The 24174-nt window shown below is 42.3% G+C and carries 23 protein-coding genes and 1 riboswitch; of the genes, 18 read left to right on the top strand and 5 right to left on the bottom strand.

The window, feature by feature from the left end; genetic code table 11:
- The first annotated feature begins 11 nt into the window (after positions 1-11).
- The 9 genes from manA (at position 12) to LSG31_RS01165 (ending at position 11243) form a co-directional block, all read left to right on the top strand.
- Positions 12-959 carry a mannose-6-phosphate isomerase, class I gene (gene manA / locus LSG31_RS01205; RefSeq protein ID WP_347439408.1) on the top strand — a complete coding sequence of 316 codons (948 nt, stop codon included), beginning with the start codon at positions 12-14 and terminating at the stop codon, positions 957-959.
- Positions 960-1138: 179 nt separating this feature from the next.
- Positions 1139-2125: a substrate-binding domain-containing protein gene (locus tag LSG31_RS01200; protein WP_347437630.1), complete on the top strand. Its 987-nt coding sequence runs from the start codon at positions 1139-1141 to the stop codon at positions 2123-2125.
- Positions 2122-3564, top strand: coding sequence for a sensor histidine kinase (locus LSG31_RS01195; protein WP_347437629.1), 1443 nt, complete (start codon positions 2122-2124; stop codon positions 3562-3564). Before LSG31_RS01200 ends, LSG31_RS01195 begins: the two co-directional genes overlap by 4 nt.
- A gap of 38 nt (positions 3565-3602) precedes the next feature.
- Positions 3603-5141, top strand: coding sequence for a response regulator transcription factor (locus LSG31_RS01190; protein ID WP_347437628.1), 1539 nt, complete (start codon positions 3603-3605; stop codon positions 5139-5141).
- A gap of 234 nt (positions 5142-5375) precedes the next feature.
- The gene (locus LSG31_RS01185; RefSeq protein ID WP_347437627.1) at positions 5376-6686 is read left to right on the top strand and encodes an ABC transporter substrate-binding protein; all 1311 of its coding nucleotides are present in this window, start codon (positions 5376-5378) and stop codon (positions 6684-6686) included.
- A gap of 74 nt (positions 6687-6760) precedes the next feature.
- A complete protein-coding gene (locus LSG31_RS01180) occupies positions 6761-7696 on the top strand; it encodes a carbohydrate ABC transporter permease (protein ID WP_347437626.1) in 936 nt (311 codons plus the stop codon).
- Positions 7697-7710: 14 nt separating this feature from the next.
- Positions 7711-8517 carry a carbohydrate ABC transporter permease gene (locus tag LSG31_RS01175; RefSeq protein ID WP_430734260.1) on the top strand — a complete coding sequence of 269 codons (807 nt, stop codon included), beginning with the start codon at positions 7711-7713 and terminating at the stop codon, positions 8515-8517.
- A 173-nt stretch (positions 8518-8690) separates the two neighbouring features.
- Entirely contained in the window at positions 8691-10592 is a 1902-nt protein-coding gene (locus tag LSG31_RS01170) for a methyl-accepting chemotaxis protein (RefSeq protein WP_347437624.1), read from the top strand.
- Between the two features lie 9 nt (positions 10593-10601).
- The gene (locus tag LSG31_RS01165) at positions 10602-11243 is read left to right on the top strand and encodes an MBL fold metallo-hydrolase (protein WP_347439407.1); all 642 of its coding nucleotides are present in this window, start codon (positions 10602-10604) and stop codon (positions 11241-11243) included.
- Here the strand turns inward: LSG31_RS01165 and lgt are convergent.
- The gene (gene lgt / locus LSG31_RS01160) at positions 11170-11964 is read right to left on the bottom strand and encodes a prolipoprotein diacylglyceryl transferase (RefSeq protein WP_347437623.1); all 795 of its coding nucleotides are present in this window, start codon (positions 11962-11964) and stop codon (positions 11170-11172) included. The two genes, LSG31_RS01165 and lgt, sit on opposite strands and share 74 nt — an antisense overlap.
- Before the next feature lie 271 nt (positions 11965-12235).
- Between lgt and LSG31_RS01155 the strand changes: the two genes are divergently transcribed.
- Positions 12236-14287: an LTA synthase family protein gene (locus tag LSG31_RS01155; protein ID WP_347437622.1), complete on the top strand. Its 2052-nt coding sequence runs from the start codon at positions 12236-12238 to the stop codon at positions 14285-14287.
- Between the two features lie 97 nt (positions 14288-14384).
- Here LSG31_RS01155 and LSG31_RS01150 read toward each other — a convergent pair whose 3' ends face one another.
- Positions 14385-14777, bottom strand: coding sequence for a hypothetical protein (locus LSG31_RS01150; protein ID WP_347437621.1), 393 nt, complete (start codon positions 14775-14777; stop codon positions 14385-14387).
- A 231-nt stretch (positions 14778-15008) separates the two neighbouring features.
- Between LSG31_RS01150 and LSG31_RS01145 the strand changes: the two genes are divergently transcribed.
- From LSG31_RS01145 to LSG31_RS01110, 8 genes are all read left to right on the top strand, one after another.
- Positions 15009-15674: a response regulator transcription factor gene (locus LSG31_RS01145; protein WP_347437620.1), complete on the top strand. Its 666-nt coding sequence runs from the start codon at positions 15009-15011 to the stop codon at positions 15672-15674.
- Positions 15675-15946: 272 nt separating this feature from the next.
- On the top strand, positions 15947-16435 hold the full coding sequence (locus tag LSG31_RS01140) for a hypothetical protein (protein ID WP_347437619.1): 489 nt from the start codon (positions 15947-15949) through the stop codon (positions 16433-16435).
- 19 nt (positions 16436-16454) lie between these two features.
- Positions 16455-18383 carry a cytochrome b gene (locus LSG31_RS01135; RefSeq protein ID WP_347437618.1) on the top strand — a complete coding sequence of 643 codons (1929 nt, stop codon included), beginning with the start codon at positions 16455-16457 and terminating at the stop codon, positions 18381-18383.
- A 143-nt stretch (positions 18384-18526) separates the two neighbouring features.
- Entirely contained in the window at positions 18527-18742 is a 216-nt protein-coding gene (locus LSG31_RS01130; protein ID WP_347437617.1) for a hypothetical protein, read from the top strand.
- 171 nt (positions 18743-18913) lie between these two features.
- Positions 18914-19339 (top strand): hypothetical protein, encoded by a 426-nt coding sequence (locus tag LSG31_RS01125; RefSeq protein ID WP_347437616.1) that lies wholly within the window; start codon positions 18914-18916, stop codon positions 19337-19339.
- A 54-nt stretch (positions 19340-19393) separates the two neighbouring features.
- A riboswitch (cyclic di-AMP (ydaO/yuaA leader) is annotated at positions 19394-19551 on the top strand.
- A gap of 4 nt (positions 19552-19555) precedes the next feature.
- The gene (locus LSG31_RS01120) at positions 19556-20263 is read left to right on the top strand and encodes a C40 family peptidase (RefSeq protein WP_347437615.1); all 708 of its coding nucleotides are present in this window, start codon (positions 19556-19558) and stop codon (positions 20261-20263) included.
- Positions 20264-20652: 389 nt separating this feature from the next.
- Positions 20653-20859 (top strand): hypothetical protein, encoded by a 207-nt coding sequence (locus LSG31_RS01115; protein ID WP_347437614.1) that lies wholly within the window; start codon positions 20653-20655, stop codon positions 20857-20859.
- Between the two features lie 138 nt (positions 20860-20997).
- A complete protein-coding gene (locus LSG31_RS01110) occupies positions 20998-21978 on the top strand; it encodes a multicopper oxidase family protein (protein WP_347437613.1) in 981 nt (326 codons plus the stop codon).
- A gap of 108 nt (positions 21979-22086) precedes the next feature.
- Here the strand turns inward: LSG31_RS01110 and LSG31_RS01105 are convergent, their stop codons facing one another.
- The 3 genes from LSG31_RS01105 to LSG31_RS01095 all read right to left on the bottom strand — a co-directional run bounded on the left by LSG31_RS01105 (position 22087) and on the right by LSG31_RS01095 (position 24062).
- Positions 22087-22857 carry a prolipoprotein diacylglyceryl transferase gene (locus tag LSG31_RS01105; protein WP_347437612.1) on the bottom strand — a complete coding sequence of 257 codons (771 nt, stop codon included), beginning with the start codon at positions 22855-22857 and terminating at the stop codon, positions 22087-22089.
- 41 nt (positions 22858-22898) lie between these two features.
- Positions 22899-23453, bottom strand: coding sequence for a TlpA family protein disulfide reductase (locus tag LSG31_RS01100; protein WP_347437611.1), 555 nt, complete (start codon positions 23451-23453; stop codon positions 22899-22901).
- Between the two features lie 192 nt (positions 23454-23645).
- Positions 23646-24062 (bottom strand): BlaI/MecI/CopY family transcriptional regulator, encoded by a 417-nt coding sequence (locus LSG31_RS01095; protein ID WP_347437610.1) that lies wholly within the window; start codon positions 24060-24062, stop codon positions 23646-23648.
- Between the last annotated feature and the right edge of the window lie 112 nt (positions 24063-24174).

The following is a 24174-nucleotide window of genomic DNA, read 5'->3' as shown; positions in this document are numbered from 1 at the left end:
GGAGGACAGCCATGACAGCACCGATATTTTTTATTCCGGTTTTTCAGGAACGGATCTGGGGAGGCACACATTTAAGGGAAGTGTTCGGATACGAAATTCCAAGTGAGACGACTGGGGAATGTTGGGCGATCTCGGCGCATCCGAATGGCCAGAGTATTGTAAAAGATGGGATTTACAAAGGATTGACACTTGGGGAATTATGGGACAAACATCGGGAGTTGTTTGGAAACGCAAAAGGTGATGTATTTCCCCTTTTGACAAAAATCCTCGATGCAAACCATGATCTTTCCGTACAAGTCCATCCTGATGACACGTATGCGCAAGACTTTGAGAACGGCGAGTTGGGCAAAACGGAATGTTGGTATATTATCGATTGCAAAGAGAATGCGGAGATTATTTACGGGCATCATGTGAAAACGAAAGAAGAGCTCATCGCGAAAATTTCAGGCGGACAATGGGATGCGTTACTCAGAAGGGTCAAAATCAAACCCGGTGATTTTTTTTATGTTCCAAGCGGCACGATACATGCGTTATGTGCCGGCACACTTGTCCTTGAAACACAGCAAAGCTCAGATACGACATATCGTCTGTATGATTATGACAGACGGGATGATAAAGGGAATCTCAGAGAGCTCCATTTGGAAAAGGCGATTGATGTAATTCGGGTACCGCATTTCGATATGGAATGCCAACCGCAAACGACAATGGTTGAGGGGCGTGAAATCATTGCATATGTCCAAAGTGAATTTTTCTCTGTGTATAAATGGTCCATGCATGGTGAGACATCCATCAAACAAACGGAACCATTTTTGATAGCGAGCGTACTAACCGGGGAAGGAACGATTGTGACGGAGGAACATTCTTACCCGTTTAAAAAAGGAGATCATTTCATACTTCCGGCAAACTTCGGTTCCGCAACAATCATTGGCAGGTCGGAGTGGATTGTTTCACATGTGTAGCTAATTCAGCAAAAACCAGCAAAAAATTGCAAGAATTCATAGCCGTACATTCACTTCTTTTTGTCTGCAGTGAAGGTATCGGCTTTTTTGTCTGCCGTAAATCGTCGGCAATCTGTTTGTTTTGAAAGAGAATCGATATAATCAAGTTGATATACTTTCGTCAGAAAAGGGGAGTTTGTTTGTCAACACAGCGAGCGCTTTGGATCGTTTCGGCCATTACATTCATGTTCTTACTCTATTTGATCGGAACTTTTGCACAAATTAACGAACAGATTCATGGTTTTTCGATCTTGAAAAAAAATACAAATTTAGCAGTGCCTAAATATCATTTTGTCTTGGTTACACAGCAATATGACAATCCATACTACAGATCGATAGAGAAAGGAGCCAGAATAGCGGCAGACAGAGAACATGTCGATATCGAATACGCTGGTCCGTTGCGGAGTGATCCGGCGGAACAAATGAAATTGATTGATAAAGCCATTAATTCTGATGTCGATGGAATCATTACACAGGGGCTTTCCGGCAAAGAGTTTGCTGCATTAATGGAGAAAGCGGCGAATACCGGAATTCAAGTGGTTACAGTGGACACGGACGCACCCGGAAGCAAGCGGCTGTCCTATGTAGGTACTGACAATTATAGTGCCGGGAAACTGATCGGAAATCAGCTTGCGGCAACGATCAAGGAAAGTGGGAATATCGCAATTATTACCGGGAGTAATGATGAAAGCCAAAAGGAACGAGTACAAGGAATTTTAGATGCTGTAAAATTGTACAAGAACATACATGTCGCAGCGATACGTTTATCCCAATTTTCCCGCATTCAAGCGGCGGCTGAGGTTCAGACGATTTTAAATCAAACGAAGAATCTAACAGCTATTGTAGGAACAAGCGCATATGATGGGTTAGGAATCTATGATGCGTTGCGAAACAATAAGAATACGACTTGTAAAATATTTGGATTTGATGATTTGCCTGATACGATCGATTTATTGCGGAAAGGAAAAATTACGGCAATTGCTGTTCAGGAACCAAAATTAATGGGAGAAATTGCGGTTGAACAATTGGTTGCAAAAATTCATGGAAAGGTACCGCCAAAAGTAACACAGCTCGAATCGTATGTGATTACTGCAGATTCCTTGAAATTTTTGGGGGATTTCAAATGAACATTCGTACGAAATTGCTGATTTATATCGTTTCGATTGTTACTGTTCTTAACAGTGTTGCTTTTTTCTTGTTTCAAGGAAATCGATCGGCGGAAGCTGGCTATAATGAAATCATTCAACAATTGCTTCTTTTCAATCAAATATCCAATGATGTAAATGACAATTTGCGTAAAATCAATCTATATATTGTAAATCAAAGTCAAGAACTCAGAAATTCGAGTAGAGATGGATACCAAAGTTTAAAACATGATCAAACAAAATTGGATAACGTTGTAGAACGGCCCGATAACTATATACAATTAAAGAATTACAAAAATCTGATACGAACATTTTTAAATCAGGAGAATACAATCTTCCTTTCCATCACATCACATGATCCAATGACATATACAAATGTGGATCGGGAAATGGAAAATACAGCAGGGTATATTCAACAAACCACACAGTCCATTATCGATTCAGAGTTGAGTTTTTATAGCACGTTTTATCAAGAAATCGTCAGGAGAAACGATCAGTTAAAAAATATCGGCATCGATATATTTGCAGTTTCTACAATATTATCGATTTTTGTCGCCATTGCATTGGCAAAAGGGATAACAGAACCGCTTTCAAATCTTATGCGTGCAGCGAGACGCATGGCAAAAGGTGATCTTGAAGGGGAAGAGATTGCAGTCAAATCTCGTGATGAAGTCGGAGTTCTTTCCGAAGCGTTTAATCATATGCAACAGAATATTCGATTATTGGTCGGTCAAATTCGTATTCAATCGGAAATGGAACGACATGTGAAAGAATTGGAATTAAAAGCATTGCAAAGCCAAATCAACCCACATTTTTTATTTAATACGTTAAATACGATCGCAAAATTATCATATATGGAAGGTGCAGAGCAAGCCAGCGACTTAATTACATCTGTGTCTTCATTGCTGCGATACAATTTGCAGAAACTGGACAAGCCTGTAACCTTGCGCGAAGAACTGGAAAATGTCAAGGAATATTTATCGATACAAAAGGCAAGGTTCCGTGATCGGGTCGAGTATCATTTGAAAATTGAGGAGAATGCCTTGGATCTGTTAGTGCCTTGTCTTACGCTGCAACCGATCATAGAAAATGCATTTGTACATGGCATAGAGGAGCTGGAAGCAGGAGCAACGCTTTATTTGGAAATTTTGAACTGCGGACAAGGAGCCGAAATTATCGTCTGTGACAATGGTAAAGGAATGGGAAAAGAAACGCAGGAAAAGCTGTTGCAAAGTTTGCAGGGAAATGTCGATGGCACGGATTTCAACCAAGAAAAAAAGCGGTCGACAGGTATTGGCCTCGCAAATGTGGGCAAACGGTTGTCGCTTTTTTTTGAGGATCGACATAGGCCGGAAGTAGAAAGTGACGTAGATCAAGGGACCACAATCCGGTTATGGATTCCAAGTGATCAGAAAGCGTAAAAACATGGATGGAATTCAATGAAAGTTGGTGAATCATATTGCGATTGCGGATGATGATTGTAGATGATGAAGGATTGGAACGGGAAGGGCTGGAGTTCATTCTCAAAACATTAATGCCAGACCGGTTTGAAATCGCACTTGCAGAAAATGGCCGTCGAGCCATTGAGATTGCCGAGGAATTTTACCCGGATATCGTTTTTATGGATATTAAAATGCCGGGAATATCCGGACTCGATGCGGCACGAGCATTGCGTGATCAAGTACCGGATTGCAGGATTATATTTGTGACTGCTTATGATGATTTTCAGTATGCCAGAGAAGCATTGCAAGTAGGAGCAAAGGACTATCTTTTAAAACCGGTCAAGCGGGAGAAACTACTGGAACTTGTGGATCAACTGGTAAGTGATATTGCAAAGGAGAGACGTAAGCGGCAATCGGTTTTAGATTTAAAAGAGAAAATTGGAAAAATAAGCAGGATAGCAGAATCAGATTGTGCATTGCATCTCATGCAGGGGATTTTACCAAGTGAAGAACATTACCATTTATTGGGGATGGAAGATGCAAATCAACGATCGGGGTATTGTTTGGTTGTAAATCTGCCGAATGAAATAGACAAACAGGCAGACATGAAAACATTGATTCATGAGCATCTCCCGCATAATGAATGTGTGTTGGTAAGCCCAATTGTCAGCTCACATATTAGCATTTTTTGCATTCTTCAACATGAAATCGGCAAACATGCACCGTATCGGACGCAAGCATTGCAAAATGCACAAGCATTGAGCCGCATACTGGACAGGAGTACAGATTCCTCCTTACACATCATTGGGATAGGAAGCAAGCAGTTTGGACCAAGTGGTTGGACAAAATCGTATTTGGAAGCAAATCAGGCAACACGAATCGATTCGAATTCCAAATGGCGGTTCTATGAAGATATACGTAAGATACATGCCCCTTCCCAACTGATTGAACTGGAAAAGCAGTTGATTCAAACCGTTCTTGAAGGGAATATGGAACAAACGAATAAAGCGGCGAATGAATTTGTAACGGTTGTTTTCGAAAGCTATGGGAATGATCTTGATCAAATATACCATATATTGTTAAATGTAATTGCGATTTTGAAATGGGAATTGGCAAAATCGGGGATTACAGCACCGAATTTTGATATTTCAAACACAAAGGTTCCTGTAGCAGAGTTGGCGGAAACCTTTCAAGCGTTTATTCAACTGACATCCGACTCGTTAGATGAAATGTTCAATCATTCCATTTCAGCTTTACAACGAACGAAATCTTTTATGGAAACTCATTATGCGGAAGATCTGACTTTGGAAATGATGGCGGATATGGCGCAGTTAAGCCCGTTTTATTTTTCCAAACAATTTAAAGCGGCATTCGGACAAAGTTTTGTTGAATATCTCACACATTTGCGAATGGAGGCGGCACGTGAATTGATCGAGCAAAGAAAATATAATTTGAAGGAAATTTGTTTTCATATTGGATACAATAGTCCAACATATTTTAGCAGAGTGTTTAAAAAGCATTATGGTGTAGCTCCAAGTGAATGGAAAAGCATATGAAAAGCATACAACGACCACAATGCTGCAACATTAGCAAACTTTTTTGCGCTGAAGTTGATATAGTGCAAAATTGTATAAGTTTATTTCATAAATCGGATATGCGTTTGGAGTTTGCGCAAATTCGTGCATGAAATCGCTAACATGTGCAATATTTTAACGATCAAAAAGCAAAAATAAGGTGCTAGACTATTGCTGTAAGGGATTTCAATAAGAGATACAGGGGGGAATAGGCAAATGAACAAGAAATCAAAAGTAATAACAGCAGCAGCTGTGATGACAAGCGTATTGGCATTGACCGCGTGTGGTTCTTCAACAACTGGGAATCAAGGAGCCCCGGCTGGCGGCGGCGCCAATAAAACTGCAGATGCTAAGAAATCTGTTGAAATTTTCAGTTGGTGGACAGGCGGCGGTGAAGAAGAAGGTTTAAAAGCGCTGATTCAATTATTCAAGAAACAAAATCCGGATGTTAATGTGATTAACGCTGCAGTTGCCGGCGGTGCGGGTACAAACGCACAAGCAGTATTGGCAAGCCGAATGCAGGCGGGCGATCCGCCTGATACGTTCCAAGTGCATGCTGGTGCAGAATTGCTGGATAGTTGGGTGAAAGCCGGAAAGATGCAGCCGCTCAACGATCTTTACAAAGAAGCCGGATGGACAGATAAATTTCCAAAGAGTCTGGTCGATATGATGAGCAAGGATGGAAAAATTTATTCCGTTGCTGTTGATATCCACCGTGGAAATGTTCTTTGGATCAATAAAAAAATATTTGATGACAACCATCTCAAACCACCAACAACGTTTGACGAATTCTTCAAGGATGCGGATATTTTGAAGGCAAAAGGCATCACGCCCCTTGCACTTGGTGATAAAGAGCCTTGGACAGCAACGATGCTGTTTGAAGATGTATTGCTGGGTGAGCTTGGGCCGCAAGGATATGATGATTTGACACAAGGAAAAATAAAATGGGATGATCCGAAAGTAAAGCAATCACTTGAAATTTTCAAGAAAATGTTGACATATGTAAACTCGGATCACGCTGCACGTACCTGGCAGGATGCTTCCCAGCTGGTCGCAAAAGGTCAGGCAGCTATGAACGTAATGGGTGACTGGGCAAAAGGATATTTCACATCTGATTTGAAACTTAAGCCAAATGTTGACTTCGAATGGACGACGACACCGGGCACCGGCAGTTCCTTTATGGTAATTTCAGATACGTTCGGATTGCCAAAAGGGATCAAACATCCGGAAGAAACCAAAACATTCCTGAAATTGCTTGGCTCTGTAGAGGGACAAGATGCGTTTAACCCATTAAAAGGATCGATTCCGGCCCGTGTTGATGCAGATCCCAGCAAGTATGACGTATATAGCAAGCAAGCCATGGCTGACTTCAAGAAAGACGCTTTGACGCCAAGCATTGCACATGGCTCGGCTATGCCACAAGGTTTTGTCACACAAATGAACCAAGCGATCAATATCTTTGTCACACAAGGTGATGTCAACACGGCTGCCACAACATTAGAACAAGATGCGGAACAGAATAAATAAAAATGAAATTGGAAATGGGCAGGAGCGATTCCATTCGACTCCTGTCTATTTCTTAAAGGAGGACCGGAGAGAAGATGAGCACAGGAGCCAAAAAACGATGGAGCTTCGAAAAAGTTGCCCCCGTTCTATTTCTTCTTCCGTCGATCATCGCCATCGGCATATTTGTATATGGCTTCATTGGTTGGACGGCATATGCTTCATTATCAGCCTGGAATTCAATCGTACCTGATTTTACATTTGTGGGATTGAAGAACTATATATTCTTATTTCATGATTTTCGGTTTCAGTCAGATTTGCGCAATACATTATTTTTTACGATTTTCTTTATCGGGATTTCGATTGTGATAGGGCTTGGTCTGGCAATCCTGATTGACCAAAAAATCAAAGGGGAAACGTTTTTCCGCAATATTTTTATTTTTCCGATGGCCTTGTCATTAGTCGTCACAGGTGTTGTTTGGCAATGGCTGTTAAATCCTTCCACTGGTGTGAATTTGATCTTGAAAAAATTAGGGGTCGTTCATTTGCCAAAATGGTTTGTTGATACAACCGTGATTCCAAAAATTCATTGGGGTGTGATTTCATTTGGAATACCGGTCGCCATTCTTGCAGTTGTGATCGCAGCTGTTTGGCAAATGTCCGGATTTACAATGGCTATGTATTTATCAAGTTTGCGTGCGATTCCTGACGAATTGAAAGAAGCTGCAAGAATAGATGGCGCTACAGAGTTGCAAATTTATCGGAAAATTATCCTCCCGCTCATGTGGCCTGTTACTTTAAGTACGACGATTATTCTTGCACATATTTCACTGAAAATATTCGATTTGATTTATACAATGACGGGACCCGGAGCAGGATTCGTAACGGATGTACCGGGCGTGTACATGTTTGAAACAACGTTCCGAGGGAATCATTACGCACAAGGTACTGCAATTGCAGTCATCATGTTGATCTTTATTTCCCTGATAATTGTGCCATACCTGGTTTCCAGCTCCCGCAAGGAGGCAGAATGATGACAGCGAAAACAATGAACCGAACACTGATTTATCTTATATTGCTAGTATTTGCTGTCATTTTTTTGACTCCGGTATACGTTGTTTTGATCACGAGTGTTAAAGACGTAAGCGAGATCACTTTGGATCAGATGTGGAAACTTCCTAAAACCATTGAATTTGGCGGTTATATAGAGGCTTTCAAGCGACTGGAACCGAGTTTTCTGAACAGCATTTATTTGGCTATACCAGCAACCGTTTTGTCGTCGCTGTTAGGCTCTCTAAATGGATATATTCTGGCGAAATGGCGTTTTCGCGGAAGTGAAGTTTTGTTTCCGGTAATTTTATTCGGTATGTTTATTCCCTATCAAAGTATCTTGATTCCGCTTATTGAATTTTTGCGAATCATCGGTTTGTACAACACGATTCCGGGATTGATTTTGGTTCATGTCATCTACGGGATCCCGATTACGACATTGATCTTCCGAAACTATTATGTCAGTATCCCGGATGCAATATTGGAATCAGCGAAAATTGATGGCAGTGGCATATTTGGTATTTATCGATATATTTTCCTGCCATTATCAATATCCGGATTTGTGGTAGTTGGCATTTGGCAATTTACATCCGTATGGAATGAATTCTTGTTTGCTGTAAGCATCACAACATCAGGCAATCAGCCGATTATGGTTGCACTGCAAAACCTTGCAGGCAGTCAAATTGTACAATGGAATGTGCAAATGGCCGGAGCCGTTTTAGCTGCATTGCCGACACTTGTGGTTTATATTTTGCTCGGGCGTTATTTTATCCGGGGAATACTTGCGGGATCAGTGAAAGGTTAATGATTCGTCATACATTCATATGTATGTAAGGAAAGAATAACTTCGTTTACGATATGCTGTAAAAATCTGTGCACCGGGTATGAACATGCAGAAATACATGTGATACCCGGTTTTTAAATCATTAAGCAGTAAAAAAGAAACGAGTGAGATCTTGATGAGATGAGGGCGGAGGTATGAAATTCCGATTCGATTTTAATAAAGACAAATGTAAATTCCAGAAAAAAGAATGTAATAAAAATCGGTTTTTTTCACTTTACAAAAAAATATCCTCACATTTTAAAAGTATTGTGCTACATATCAAAGCTGATAATCGGTTGTTTATTAAAATACTGTCATCATGGAATCGGAGCAAAACAACTGATAGTCTTCGAAACATCACGATCGGCAAAAGATTAGCTATTTTAATCTTCATTTCCACATGTTCCATGTTCGTAACAGGAATCATTGGAATTTATTCGTTAACCAAAATGAATGCGAATTCATCATCGATGTACAATAACCAATTAATACCTATTCAACAATTGGAGAATATCCGGGATAATAACAACTTGATGGCAAATGACATTTTACAAATATTGCAGACATCTTCTATCGATACTGGAAGAAAACAAGCGTTTGTTGCGGATATAAAAAATAAAGAATCGGAGAATGCAAAATTAGTAGCTAGTATTGATAAAACAAAAATAGATCCGATTGAAAAAGAACAGATCAAAACATACAAATCACAAATGGACCAATATCAGCATGCTTCTCAGCTTTGTATTGATTTCGCATTAAAAAACCAAAATGAAGTTGCTTCCAGCTACTATAATTCTCTTACAGATTATCGAAATCTTGCGAATCGTTCACTTGATATGGTAATCAATCACAGACAAGAAGTGGCGAAGAGTATCAATCAACAGAACCGGAGTTCCTTCTACTTGACTTTGTTTGGTCTAATTATGGTTTTTGTTTTTTGTATGATTCTGTGTGCAGGAATTGGAATCGTGATTGCCAGATCCATTCAAAAACCGCTGCAGACCATACAAATCTTAATGAATCAAGCGGAACAAGGAGATTTGACAGTTCAAGGTGATTATCAATCATCCGATGAAATTGGCGCACTTACAAAATCGTTTAATTCTATGATGTCAGGAATCAGGGGATTGATGGAACTTGTGAATGAAAATACCCTGAGTCTTGCCGCAACAGCCGAGGAATTGCAATCGGGTGCGGAACAAACAAGCCGGGCCTCGGAACATATCGCGAAATCGATCCAGGAAGTGGCATCAGGTTCGGAAATTCAGTTTCAAAGTGTGGAACATACGGTACATACTGTTGATGCGATGTCGAAAGAAGTCCATAATATGGCGGAAAGTTCGGAAAAGATGATACAAGGTGCCACACAAGCTTCCACAGTAGCGATCGAAGGAAATGAAGCGATCCAAAAAGTAATTGTGCAAATGAATACAATCCAAAAAACGGTAGCATCATCTGCGATTACCATCAAAGAACTTGGCGAAAAAACGCGCAATATTGAACAAATTCTGGATTTAATCAAAGAAATTGCGAATCAGACAAATCTCTTATCATTAAATGCAGCTATTGAGGCGGCGAGAGCAGGCGAACATGGGCGGGGCTTTGCGGTAGTAGCGGATCAGGTGCGGAAATTGGCGCAAGAATCATCAAATTCGGCAAAGCAGATTAATGAATCGATTGCTGCCATTCAAACAATTATTCAAAAAGTCGTATCATCGATGGAACAAGGGACCAAAGAGGTGGCAATTGGGATTGAGGTTGTGCAAAGCGCCGGATTTTCCTTTGATAAAATTAAACAAACGATTAACGGGGTCACACAACAAATTCAGGAAGTCTCAGCTTCCATTCATCAAATAACAGAGGGTACGGAGGAAGTTGTAAAAGCGGTAGACATTATCACCGAAACAACATTAAGCAATCAGTCAGGAACGCAAAATATGTCAGCGGCGACTGAAGAACAATTGGCATCCATGCAAGAAATCGCAAATTCATCAACCTCTCTTTCAACAATGGCGATGGAGTTGGAATTATTGGTCGGCAAATTCAAAATTCAGTAATCAAATCGGCTGCATGCGCACTTTGATCATATTGGCGGTTTGCCGGAATGGGCAGACGCTTGCCGCTGGACTGGCAAAAAAGGTCACGTTTACGCACCTGTCGAGGTTTTACAGGACATAATGAAACAATTCCCTTGGTTAGACAATCACCTCATTTACCATGATATTGGGCAAAGTATCGATTTTTTAGGTTGGCACATTCAACCATTTAAAGTTTGTCACGGCAAAAACGGATTCTCGTATGCATACCGTTTTATAAAACAACGATTCAACTGGGTGTATTGCCCTGATTCCATTCATTTAAAGGATAAAGAAAAAGCGTTTCTATTTGATCTTCAACTATTGGTCCTCGGTACAAGCTTCTATAGAGAAGATGCCGATCCTAAAACCAGATCCGTCTATGATATGGTTGAAGCACTGCAGCTAATTGACGAAATACATCCGGTACAAGCGGTTTTTACACACATGTCGCACGGTGTAGACATTACACATCCATATCTGCTGCCTGCAAACGTGATGCTGGCGAAAACGGGAATGGAAGTACACATATCTCTCCGATGTCCGGGACCTGCAAACATCACGATTGGGAAAGAGTCGACGCTACGTTCCTGTCCTTCATTCTCAATACCAACAAAGCAGCTATGCCGATGAAAACTATAGCCGCGCTGGTCCATTGGGCGGCCGTCCAATGGAATAGATACCGCGGGCTGTCTCCGCGGAGAAACTCAAGACCAAATCGCGCGAGCGCATATAGGATATTGTACAGTACGAACATCGTGCCAGTAGGCAGCTTTTTTCTTAATAGTGCAAACAGGATTGCAAAAATGACAAAATCGATCTGGCCTTCCCATACTTCCGCAGGCCAGAGCGGTTTTGAGCCGTACGTATCATAAGCAAATGTGCCAGGCGGATATACAAGTCCATAGCCCTTTCCTGTCGGCGAACCAAACGCATCCCCATTGAGCAGACAAGCAATGCGCCCGATTCCTTGCCCCAATATAATGGATGGTGCCAAAAGATCCGCAACTTTCCAGAAAGATAGACCTTTTCTTTTGCAATACCAGAAACCAGTCAGGATTCCGCCTACGATGCCCCCTTGAATCGATAACCCGCCATTCCAAAATGCGATCATTTCCAGCGGGTGTGCCAAATAATAGTTGGGCTCAAAGAAAAACACTTGCCAAATCCGCGCTCCGATGACTGCTCCGATTACAGAGGTATATACCAAAGGTACGATATGCTCTTCATATTGTTTCATCGTATAACGGGCTAATGTGATCCCAACTTGCGTCCCCAGGACGATCGCCAACAAGACCACCAAACCGTATGTGTGTACTGCAAAATTGCCGATATGAAACAAAATAGGCAACAATCCATTCACCCCTTAACTTTTCTTGGTTCCAATGGTAGCAGATTCATGTGAAGAAAGTATGAAGACATGCAATCGATTCGCAGTTCTGCAGAAGTTCCAAATAAGAGCTTCATAAAGTGGTTTCTACAAGTGGTTTCTACACTTTTTCCAAATTTATTTCATGTGATTGTAAAAAAAAGATGTTAAAATCAATGAAATATGTCAATGATTCTAGCATCGTTTTTTTGTGTGATGCAGTCAACGATTGGATATGAAGGAGAGCTTAAAGAATATGAACAGACCTGCTTATCAGTTGCAGGATCGAGCACCTGCGCTCCGTCATACCCTGCTTCGATGCGTCGTGTCCCCTGCCATTTGGCTGTATTTGCTGCAGATCGGCTTACTATATTGGAAATTGCACTATCTCTTTTTCGATGTCGCCAATTTGTGGTGGCAGTGGGGAACGATTCTGTCGAACGCCGGCGCTGTGCTGGTGCTGACGAGTTGGACGTTTCTGTTGCGGCCGCAGATACGGCCGTACGTTTGGTTTTTTATCAATTTGGCTATTTCGCTGTTGGCGTTTGCCGATACGTTATATTTTCGATATTTTCATGATTTTATCTCGATCCCCGTTTTGATCGAGGCGTTTCAATTAAACCAGATCGGCGGCAGCGTATTGACGTTGATGCAGTGGCACGATCTGCTGTTTGGCATCGACCTGTTCGCTCTGTTGATCGGGTTTGCTGTGTGGTGTTTGCTGCGCAGACAGTCAAGGAATTTTAGATTCTTTGCGAATGCGGCTGGTTTGGAGCGCCGCGAGACAGCTGCGGGGAAACAGCAGGAGGAAAGACCCATAACTTCAGGACTGCGGACAATGCGGATTCGAACACTGTGGAAACGATCCGCTGCCGCTGCCAGCCTGTTTTTGATCGGCGTGTTGCCGACCGCCAATCAAATCCGCGTGGCAGATCAAACGACACCGGCACTTTTGACATCTGTCTTTTCACATTTGGCTGTGGTCAATCAAATCGGCATTATCGGCTATCATGTCAATGATCTGGATCGATTTATTGTCGATGACGTGTTTAGCCACACTCGTATTCCGGATGTGCGTAAACAGCAAATCGCGGCGTGGTTCCAACAACACGGCAAACAACAAGAGCGCGATGCAGATCCTTTGTTCGGGGCGGCGAAAGGGAAAAACCTGATCGTCATCCAGATGGAGTCGGTACAAAATTGGACAATCGGCAAAATGGTCAACAATCAGGAGATTACGCCGAACCTGAACGCGTTTTTGAAACAAAGCATGTACTTTCCGAATTACTATCGGCAAACAGCACAAGGGCGGACCTCTGATGCCGAGTTTCTATCGATGAATTCCTTGTATCCGGTCGACGCCGGATCTGTCTACTTTCGCTATGTGGGCAACCAATTCGCCAGCATGCCGTCGATTTTGGCGAAAAACGGATACCAAACAGTTGCCAGCGTCGCGTTCGATCCAACGTTCTGGAATCGGCAGGCGATGTACCAGGCGGAAGGATTTCAAAAATTCTACGGCGTCAGCGATTACAAGATCGATGAGACATTCGGCCTTGGGCTTACGGATCAATCGTTCTTCCGACAGGCGCTGCCCAAACTGCAGCAGTTGAAGTCGCCGTTTTTTTCATTCCTGATCACGTTGTCGAGCCATGGTCCGTATGACATTCCTGACAAGTATCAGACGATGAATGTAGGCGATCTGCAAGGCACGATGGTCGGCAATTATATTGAGTCGGTGCATTATACGGACGCGGCGTTGGGGGCGTTTTTGCAAAATCTGAAACAAACCGGGTTGCTGGACAACTCGGTCGTGGTCCTGTATGGCGACCACGATAACGGCATTTCCGAAAGCGATCCGATTTACGACAAATTTATGAACCTGTCGCCAAACGACGATCTCGGCTGGTACAGGCAGATGAAGACACCGCTTATCATCCGTTTGCCGCATGGGCAAAATAGCGGCATTTATACACAAACGGCCGGGCAGCTCGACTTGGCTCCCACACTGCTGCACTTGCTCGGAATTGATACGAGCGCATACCCGATGATGGGGGGAGATGTGACATCCGGCACCGATCAATTGATCGTGTTCCGCGACCATTCCTTTACGAACGGCAAGTATTTCTTCATTACCAAAGACGGCACATTTGATCATGGCACCGCGTACGACTTGAAAACAGGAAAATCCGTCGACCGCTCACAGGTCAAAGATTTGTATGAGGAAGCCAATCGTCAACTCGAGATTTCCGACGACATCTTGCGCGGCAATTTGATCCCGTATTTGCGGAAGCAATTAAGTGGCTAGCCGAAATGCCTGAGTAATGGGGATTTTTTGAAATAAAAAATGCTGATCATCCAATTAAGGATGTTCAGCATTTTGCAAAAAGGGGATGGCTACGCAATTACTTGCTGTTTGGTACTTGCGGTGTTTGTGGTGTTTGTGGCTTCCAATTTCCCATCATACCGCCGAACCCGTTCTGACCATAATTTCCGCCCATCATTTGGCCGTTGGAGCCGTTCATCATGGATTGCATCGCATCATACATAGCTTTGAATTGTTGATCGGAAATGTTCGGATGCATTTGTTTCATATACGGCAACATTTGTTCAAATGACGGAAACGCATTCGTTGTTCCCGGAGCGGTTGAAGCATTTTGTGTAACCGGCTCTGGACTGAACTGCTGTACTGCATTGTTCTTAATAAGATCGTTCGATGGGGTTGTTTCTGCATATGCAGCTGTTCCAAGTCCCGTAATCAATCCTGCCGCAACTAAGCCAATCATTAACTTTTTCATACATGTAACGCCTCCTTCATTTGTTTGTCTTTAGGATAGCCGGATAAAATGAAGAAATAGTGTGGAGATTATGAGGAAGTTATGAAGGCAGGAGCGCCTGCCATTTAGACAATCTTTGCGATTTTTTCCAGACTTTTTAATTAGTACGTCCAGACTATTGTCATATATACACTACATAAGTATAGTACAGTGTAAAGAAAGCGAATTTGATTTGGGGGAAGTGAATGAGATATGAACGGGGACAATTGTGATGAGATTCGGATATTGGTTGCAGGTGATTCGATGTCATTGACTCGGGATGTTCATTTTCTTCACTTGCAAAAGGATCCATGCTTGCAATCGGATACGTGCAAAATTGTTGCAAATGTAGTAACGGATCAGGAAGTAGTGACAAAATGCCGGGAATGTTTGCCGGATGTGGTGTTGATGGTGATTCGCAATATGTCTTGTTTTCAGAAGGAAACGATCCGCGCAATGAAGAGCGAGCATTCCAATCTTCGAATCTTGATTTTGAGCAATAAAGATCAGGTATTAATTCAGGCGATGCGAATGGGTGTATGTGCATATTATTTGCGGCCCATGACGTCTGCCAAGCTGCTGGACCTGGTAGAACGTATCAGAAAAGGGGAGAGTGCTTTGCCGGGTCCATTATTAAAGAAAATCCTCATGGAGTACAAAAAGAAAGATGGTTCCAAATGGATGAACATGAAGTTGACACAACGGGAATTGGAGATTTTACGTCTGATTTTCGCAAAAAAATCGACTTGGGAAATTGCCCGTATACTGCAAATCTCAAAAAGTACAGTCAGTTTTCATATCAGTAAAATTTTGAAAAAGTTCAATTGTTTGAATCGCCATGAAGCAATTGAATATGCCATTCGCCAACATATCATTTGAACGAACCTGTTTCCTGCAAATCGATACTTTGCAATGAGAGCCTTGATAAACAGGCTCTTTTTCTTTTTTGCTGTGCCAGTAAATGTTCGATAGTATGTTCGCGCTATGGAAAATCATCCAATCGTATCTATTTAAATACAGTACCTAGGTATAGGATAAGGTTAGAAGGTAACGAAAGTGAGGGGATACAAAATGAATGAGTAATATGCAGGCGGCCTGTTGCTTTTCAGATCGTTCCATGAATGAGAATGATCACAAGGAGGTAGAACAATATGCGTAAAACATTTCTTTCACTGCTTATGGGGGTCTTTATTTTATTCATGTCATCTTCGTTGGCATTTGCTCATGCCGTTGGTGGTGCACCTGCAAACGCACCTACTTTGATCAAACAATCGATTGCGTTTGTGGAGGGAGTCCATGATGCAAGTCAAGCAGAAATGAAAGCAGAACTGGCGATGTTTGCAGTCGGCAATGATATGATCGACAAATCCAAACTCCAGCAAGCCATTGCTGCATTACAGCAATCGAAACTGGAGGATGCGAAAGTACTATTGGCAGAATCTCTCAAAGTAAACCCCAAAACATCTGACGTATTGGCATTCGATTTACAATATACGCCATCCGCCATGAATACGTTTTTCTTAATTCTTGCAGTGATTTTGATTCTAATTGGAGCTTATATCGTTTACAAAGTGAAATGGCTCGCAAAGCCAAGAATTGTAAAAAACAATATGCATACGCACAGCGGCATGCAAATGTAAAGCAAAGGGGTGAAGAGATATGTCAAAAGCCAGCGAATCGAAATCTTGGTTCCAGGAACGATTTCCGTTGTCCACATTTTCGTATAAAGTTCCAAAGCACGCCAATACGTTCCTGTTTTCCCTTGGCGGCATCACATTGATCAATGTTGTCGTCCTGATCGTCACGGGGATTCTTTTGGCTCATTATTATGATCCAAATCCCCAACTGGCCAATCAAAGCATTCGCATCTTTGAAACGCAGGTTCGATTCGGCAGCCTCATTCGCGGCTTGCACATTTGGGCCGCCCAATTGGTAACCGTCACGTTGCTTTTGCATCTGTTGCGCGTGTTGTTCTATGGTTCCTACAAAAAGCCGAGAGAAGTTCACTGGTTGTTTGGTGTTGTCCTGTTTGTTCTGATGATCGGTCTGTTATTTACCGGTACGATTTTAAAATGGGACCAGGAAGCCAGTGAAGCATTATCACATGCTGTCGCCCTTGGCGGACTGCTTGGGCCGCTCGGATATTATTTTTCCAATACGTTCGCGCCTAACGTTTCGCTGCTGAACAAATTTTTTGTCTTGCACATCAGTGTGCTTCCCATACTATTGGCTGTTGTGATCGTCATACACTTGTTCTTGATCAAGACATTAAAAATTTCACCGCTTCCTTATGAAGGAAAGAAGGAAGATCCAAAGGAAAACCATACGTTCGTTCACCATTTTTACAAATTGATCGGTTATGGGTTTGCGACTGTCGGCTTGCTGTTGATTTTGGCGATTCTGTTCCCGCCGGAACTCGGTCCGGCTCCGGTAGACGGAATCGAATCCACACAGCCGCCTTGGGTATTCATGGGAATCTTCAGTGTGGAAAACTGGGTGGGTCTGCCCGGACTTCTTTGGACGGGCATCATCATAGTCGTGCTTTTATTCCTGGTACCGTTGTTTGACCGCGGCAAAACACAGATGTTTAAAGATCGCAAGTACTTCGTCTCAATTGTTGCCATACTCGTTCTTGTACTCGGCGGAATGACCGCGAATGCATATGTCACCAAGCCGAAACAGCACCTTGGCATGGAAGGGATGAATGGCGGCGCACAAATCGATAATGCCACTGTCGCAAGTGTTCTCAAAACGTCGCAAGATCTTGTGAAAAAAATTAAAGCAGATGTAGACAACAAGAAGTTTGCAGATGCAGAACAAGCAGCGGTACAACTGGATAAAGCGCTGGATCCGGCGAAAACCGTGATCGGCACAAATGATGCACAGTTGGTGAAGCAGTTAAAAACGGATGATCTGAAAACACTTTTGGCATCCGCGAATCCGGATACCGCAAAAATAAACGTAACTTTAACCGCCATGCAGACCGGCATTCAGAAAGCCAACAGTCTGTTTCCGGCTGGAACGGCTGCAGTGGATGATGGTATCGCCATTCTCAAGAAACTGCAAACGGCCATCGCCGGCAAAGACCAAATGGCAGCCATGAATCAGGCAAAACAACTCGACGAGACGCTGGATCCTTTGAAAGCCACATTGCAAGCCAAACATGCAGATTTGGTAAAAGCATTGAATACGGACGGACTGTCTGAGGTGCTGAAAGATGCGAACACGGATTGGACCAAGGCAAGTACCATTGTGACAACCATGCAAAAAGCGCTCAATCAAACTGCTGATTTGTTTGTTGTTGATACATTGAATAAAAACTTGTCGATCGTAAATGAACTGCAGATGGCCATTAAAAACAAAGACGATACAATGGCGGTCATGAAAGCAAAAGATCTGGATGAATCCCTCGATCCGGTGAAAGACAAGTTAAAAGAGAAAGATGCCAAACTGGTCAACGATCTCAATACAGACGGATTGGCCGAAGTATTAAAAGCCGCGCAGCCCGATTGGAACAAAGCGAACTCGATTTTGACAACCATGCAGCAGGCATTGAACAAAGCAAAGGGCTTGTATTCTGAAAAATAGTTATAAATCAGTGGTGAAAGGGGCAAATGCTTGCCCCTTTCTTTTCTCAAGCACGCTACATGTTGCTACACGCAAACAGGGGAATCGGCCGCCATGATTCCAATTGAGTCATTGAAGTTCTTGTATCTGGAGTGATCGGTTAAATGGAAGAAAATCAATCACTTTCCCATATCATTTCCCGGTCTCAGGTGAATGAAGTGCGAAATTCTTTGCTGGCTATACGGTTGCTTTTATTTCAACACAGCAAAATACATTTGGTACAGGATGAGTTAAAGATCGTGGAAGACGAGTTATTGCGTTTGGAATTGCTTTTGGCTTCTTTATTGAAAAGTGACGGGCATAAGGAACCTTCCGGGTAAATGTAAAAGATAGGCTCTTCTTCATAATTGTTCAGAAGTTCTACTCAAGATCTTCACAAGTTGAGATTATGATTAAAAACAACGAGATAAAAGGTAATGGATGATATTTTACCGTTTTGGATTTTTTATAGTAAAAAGTAATGGATGGCAAAGACAGGGGAGGAAAAAACAATGGAACGAGGCAATGCAATTCATGGCCATGCAATGGACCAACACGGAAAAACAAAAAAGGGGAAAGGGATTCGAGGCTCGATTTTGTCTATCTTATTTGCATTTATCGCATCCTCCCACCATTGGCTGCACACATTGTTGATCGCTTTTGGCCTCACCAGCTTGGGTGCGAGTTTGATATCGATGCCGCCAGCGATTCGAACCGGATTCATGATCCTTTCTCTCATCATCTCTTTTTGGATGCTATTCGTCGCATGGAGAAAACGAATCACCAACCGACCGGCAGCATGGGTATATTTGATTTCTTCTTTGATTTCCATCATTGTCGTCGCTACATCGTTTTCACAGTTTACAGGAACACCTTCATCGGTCCCGATGTCTCCGAATGCGCCGGTGGATCATGCGAGCCATCATATGGGCAATTAACGGAATGTATCGGTAAAGAAACAATCATTCGACTTGATAGAATATAAGAAAATACTAAAAAATTTGCCGAATCTATTCAAAGTTTGTAGGTTTTTCTACTTGCTTTGGGCAGTACGGGGGACTTTTTTTGGGGTGAATCACATGGAAATGTGATGGGATACCTTTCTTCCCAAACCCGTCAACTAACCTCGGAGGCATTTGAAAGGAGTTTTTATTTTGCCAAAAAAAGTACTAGCTGCTTTCCTTTGTGCAGGAACGATTACAACTGTCGTCTTTTTTCCTGCTCCCGCATTTGCTGCAGTCGGCGATACAGTTTTGGAATACGGTTCCCAAGGAGCAGATGTACAAACATTGCAAGAACAATTGAAAGAACTCGGTTATTTCCCGAATTCAGTTGAAACAACCGGCTATTTTGGCACAACTACCAAACAAGCTGTCCTGGCATTTAAGAATGATTACAAGCTTACAGACAAAGAAAAAGTGGGAAAAACGACTGAAACCGCAATTCTTAAGGCTCTTGCCATAAAGAAAGCTTCTGCGTCAAGCAGCGATACTCTTCGCAAAACTATTATTGACGAAGCAAAAAGTCTAAACGGAAGCCCTTATCAATGGGGCGGAGCGTCACCGAGCGGATTTGATTGCTCAGGTTTTACGAAATATGTTTTTGCACAAGCGGGGACCTCTTTGCCGCGATCGTCACAAGATCAGTATGGGATTGGGAAGGCTGTTGACAAAGCAGCATTAAAACCAGGCGATTTGGTGTTTTTCAGTACATATGACAGCGGCCCCTCACATGTAGGAATTTACTTGGGAAGCGGCAAATTTATTTCTGCTGATAGCACAAAGGTTCAAATCGATTCCATCGATGACCCATATTATTGGGGTCCTCGTTACGTCGGCGCCAGATCTGTCATTGAAAACTAAAGGGAATTTTATGAAAAAGAATCAGTGCAAAAACGTTTCTTGTGAACCTGTTATCCTAAATTTGAATATCCCGATGATCCCTCAGTACCATTTTGGAATAGTAAAACGAAACCGAAACTCATAAGTTTCCTTGTTCAGGAATCGAATGGATTTTTCCTGTTATTACTTATGTATGCATGAATCGATGTTTAACTATATGTACGGCATCATAAATTCAGAAGTTCTAAACAAGTTTTTCATAAGTTGGAATTAAGATTATAAAGCAAGGGGACGAAGTTTTTACCATACACTTTTAAGTGCGTGTTCAAAAAGTGGTTAAGTAAGACACAAGGAGTGCGAATCAATTGCATTTCATTTCTATACCATAAGATTGTATGGAGGGCAAAAAAATGGAACTTACATTGCAAATCCTAGAAGGGCTTGTATCTTGTCCGTTAAAAGGAGAAATTTCGGCGTATGATGAATGTTTGGACTGTCCATGGTTGAACGATTATTCGTTGGAAAGTCCGGAACCGTTTGTCGTATGTGAACCTCCTTCTCCTCAAAGTATTTATGAATCCAGGAAAAAAGCCACAATCATCAACAGCCATGTTTAATGATGGAGTTGATCTCCAATACGTTTGGTCAATGCCAGATTAAGAAAACAAGCCGGTCAGTTTTTTCATCCATGGGCAAATACCTTCCCCTTTGCATAGAATAGCTCAGCAAAGTTTGAAAGGAGAAGGGATTTGCCCATGTTTGACTGGATGAATCGGAACACCTATCAATTGTTGGCACCGAATATCGGGTTTGCCCGCCATGAAGTCATTGGAGGAATCCGCAGATTCCATTTGGCAGCGGAAGTTGTGGAACAGGAGTTGGTCAAAGGAGTAAAGATTCGGGCATTGGGGTATAACGCTTCCACCCCAGGGCCGGTTCTCGTGTTTTACGAAGGGGAACGGGTGCAGATCGTGCTGCACAACCGGTTATCAGAGCCTACATCGATTCATTGGCACGGGTTGATTGTGCCTGACAATATGGATGGTGTGCCGGGAATCGGAGCCGGGCCTATTGTAAAGCCAGGAGAATCATTTGTCTATGATTTTGTGGTCCGGCAATCGGGAACCTATATGTATCATGCACATGCCAATGATCCGCTGGAAGAGCTGATGGGGCTGGTCGGGATGATTGTCGTGCTGCCAAGGGAGCGGACAAGAGATCATGTTGACAGAGACTATTGCATGTTACTGCAAGAATGGAGTGTTGCGACAGGAAGTATGAAGCAAGGCCAAGACACCATGAAAATGGATCAGATGCAGATGGGGATGAATCGTTCGGGGGGAATGGGATCCGGCTCTGGAGAAATCCAGAATATCAATCCGATGAGTATGGATTTTAACTACTTTACCATGAATGGAAAATCCTTCCCCGATATCAATCCGATTCTTGTACGGTATGGGGAACGCATTCGGATCCGCTTGGCGAATCTTAGCATGAATTCACACCCCATGCATTTGCATGGACATTATTTTCAAGCGACTGCAACGGATGGATCCCTCTTGCCTGCTCCGTTTTTTAAAAACACCATCAATGTAGCGCCCGGCGAAACATGGGATATTGAATTTGTTGCGAATAACCCGGGTACATGGGCGTTCCATTGTCATAAACCCCATCATATGACAAATGAACACCAGTCAAAAATGGGCGGCATGTTTACAATTGTAAAATATGAGTAGCTTTTATTTTTGCTCAAGGATCATTTTAAGTTGAACAACAGAAGATGGAGCAAGGAAACGGTCGCATTGCTCCATCTATGTTTTTACGTACACAATCTGTGCATTCAATCATTTTTTGGTCTCTTCACCATTTTTTGTATCGATCTGTGTTTTTGAAAACATTGTGGTTTGATAGAAAAGTAAAATTCCAATCACAAGAATGGCCAAATAGAGCCATTGAGCTTTCGTTAAACCAAAATAGAGCTGACCAGGAACCAGGAAATACGTCGACAATTGCAAAGAAAAGCCGAAAGCGATCAAAGATTGGGCTGTAAGTGAGCCGATTCTTATTTGATCTGTCCAGCGAATGATGATCCAATATGCCAGCAACAAACAAATGGCGATATAGAAATTGACCGGGTGATAACCGTTTTGTCCGACATGAATGCCCCAGGGCACTTGGGTGGCAGTTCCCAATTGCAACGCCAACAATTCATAGACTCCAAAGCCTAGTACAAAAGCAGGCAAAAGAATATCGGCCATCTGGAATATGGAGATCTTGAGGCGGTATTTTTTATAGATAAAATATATCAGTACAACGATCCATGCCACGATATCGGCATTTGGAGCAGGGGTACTGAAAAATTCAAGAATGGGATTTTGAAAAAAGGCGGCAGGTGCGACCACTATTTTCGCCAGTTTAAAAGCAAGAAGCCAGATGACGAAGCCGTTCCAATACATATCCAGCACTTTGTTCTGTAAGATTTTGCCGTCATCACTGTCCGGAACGGAAAAACGACGAAAATGAAACGACGCGATAAAAAAGCCTAAAGCGGCTCCGATCCAGCTGTATTTCAGTAAGAAAGGCCCGATTTGTATTCCTCCAAGCAATGCTAACATCGGTTTTTCACCTCCAGGACGATTGCAACCCGATCGTTTGATTATTTGATCAGTTTTTGGAAATTGGCTTCCATTGTCGGGACATCCATCGCACCTGTAATACGAGCCACGATCACTCCTTTGTCATTAATAAATAAGCTTGTTGGCACTCCAACAATTTGATATTGAACTCCCACTTTTCCATCTGTGTCCATTAATGTCGGGAATGTCACATGGAAATGGTTAATGAAGTCTTTTGCAGATGCTACACTATCGTTGTTTGTCGTCAGATTGATTCCGTAAAACTGAATCTTGTCTTTGTATTTGTCATATTCTTTTACGATATCCGGCATTTCTGCTTTACACGGAGGGCACCAGGAATTCCAAACGTTTATGAATACAGGCTTTCCGCGCAATTGACGCAACGTTACGGTTTTACCGTCTATGGTTTTCAAGGTGAAATCCGGTGCCAAATAATTTTCCTGGGGAAGTGAAGGAATACCTTTACTAACCGTTTGTTCCGCCGATTTTTTCTGGCTTTGGTTGCTGTAGACAATGCCTGCAACCATGATGAATAAAACAAGAATCGGGATGCCAAATCGAACCAATTTCTTCATCGTTTTCAATACCTCCACTACAAATTGTAGTAATATTTCCAATCATACGGTCCATAGCAGTACTTGTCAATTTACAAATCTTTGACGAATTTTCAAAATGATTGTATGGCTTCTGTGAAAGAAAAGTTCCGCATCCTTGAAAGAATTGCAGAACCAATTTCTGATTCAAGTTTTACTTTCTATTTGAGCTATTTATTTGTATTTTTCAATACGCTTTTCCAGTTCTCGAAGTAATGAAGGATCCACTTCATGCAAAATATCAACAAACTGTGAAACGGCGAATTTTCCGAAATCCTTTATGAGCACGCTTGTTACATCATGGGATATTTCCGCAAGGAATGATTCCTTGGTTTTGGTAGGGATATAGGGGGACGATTTGTTTCTATCTTTTTTTTGCAAAAGTCCTTTTTCCGCAAGGCGATGGATGATCGTCATAACCGTATTAAATGAAATCTCCCGTTTTACCAAGAGGAGATCCCGGACCTCCCGTATGGACAATTCGCCGTTTTCCCAAAATATATGCATAATTTCCGTCTCTAACGGTCCTAAAACGCGTTCAATTCCTTCGGCATTCAAATGAAAGGAACGTGCATCTTTTCTTCTTGCCATTTTCATCCCCTCCATAGTCCAAATTGTCACGTATCGACGAGAAACTGTCAATAAACAAAATGAAGCTGGTATCCATTTTTAAGAATAGCAAACAAACAGAAAGAGATATATG

The sequence above is a fragment of the Fodinisporobacter ferrooxydans genome (genome assembly GCF_022818495.1).
Classification (GTDB): Bacteria; Bacillota; Bacilli; order Tumebacillales; family MYW30-H2; genus Fodinisporobacter; species Fodinisporobacter ferrooxydans.
Note: the sequence above shows the minus strand (reverse complement) of the source record. Positions and strands in the feature narration are given on the sequence as shown.

Coding starts and splice junctions, on each gene's coding strand:
- manA (WP_347439408.1), top strand. CDS start 12: ATGACAGCACCGATATTTTTTATTCCGGTTTTTCAGGAACGGATCTGG.
- LSG31_RS01195 (WP_347437629.1), top strand. CDS start 2,122: ATGAACATTCGTACGAAATTGCTGATTTATATCGTTTCGATTGTTACT.
- LSG31_RS01185 (WP_347437627.1), top strand. CDS start 5,376: ATGAACAAGAAATCAAAAGTAATAACAGCAGCAGCTGTGATGACAAGC.
- LSG31_RS01180 (WP_347437626.1), top strand. CDS start 6,761: ATGAGCACAGGAGCCAAAAAACGATGGAGCTTCGAAAAAGTTGCCCCC.
- LSG31_RS01175 (WP_430734260.1), top strand. CDS start 7,711: ATGAACCGAACACTGATTTATCTTATATTGCTAGTATTTGCTGTCATT.
- LSG31_RS01170 (WP_347437624.1), top strand. CDS start 8,691: ATGAAATTCCGATTCGATTTTAATAAAGACAAATGTAAATTCCAGAAA.
- LSG31_RS01155 (WP_347437622.1), top strand. CDS start 12,236: ATGAACAGACCTGCTTATCAGTTGCAGGATCGAGCACCTGCGCTCCGT.
- LSG31_RS01150 (WP_347437621.1), bottom strand. CDS start 14,777: ATGAAAAAGTTAATGATTGGCTTAGTTGCGGCAGGATTGATTACGGGA.
- LSG31_RS01145 (WP_347437620.1), top strand. CDS start 15,009: ATGAACGGGGACAATTGTGATGAGATTCGGATATTGGTTGCAGGTGAT.
- LSG31_RS01140 (WP_347437619.1), top strand. CDS start 15,947: ATGCGTAAAACATTTCTTTCACTGCTTATGGGGGTCTTTATTTTATTC.
- LSG31_RS01135 (WP_347437618.1), top strand. CDS start 16,455: ATGTCAAAAGCCAGCGAATCGAAATCTTGGTTCCAGGAACGATTTCCG.
- LSG31_RS01130 (WP_347437617.1), top strand. CDS start 18,527: ATGGAAGAAAATCAATCACTTTCCCATATCATTTCCCGGTCTCAGGTG.
- LSG31_RS01125 (WP_347437616.1), top strand. CDS start 18,914: ATGGAACGAGGCAATGCAATTCATGGCCATGCAATGGACCAACACGGA.
- LSG31_RS01115 (WP_347437614.1), top strand. CDS start 20,653: ATGGAACTTACATTGCAAATCCTAGAAGGGCTTGTATCTTGTCCGTTA.
- LSG31_RS01110 (WP_347437613.1), top strand. CDS start 20,998: ATGTTTGACTGGATGAATCGGAACACCTATCAATTGTTGGCACCGAAT.
- LSG31_RS01105 (WP_347437612.1), bottom strand. CDS start 22,857: ATGTTAGCATTGCTTGGAGGAATACAAATCGGGCCTTTCTTACTGAAA.
- LSG31_RS01100 (WP_347437611.1), bottom strand. CDS start 23,453: ATGAAGAAATTGGTTCGATTTGGCATCCCGATTCTTGTTTTATTCATC.
- LSG31_RS01095 (WP_347437610.1), bottom strand. CDS start 24,062: ATGGCAAGAAGAAAAGATGCACGTTCCTTTCATTTGAATGCCGAAGGA.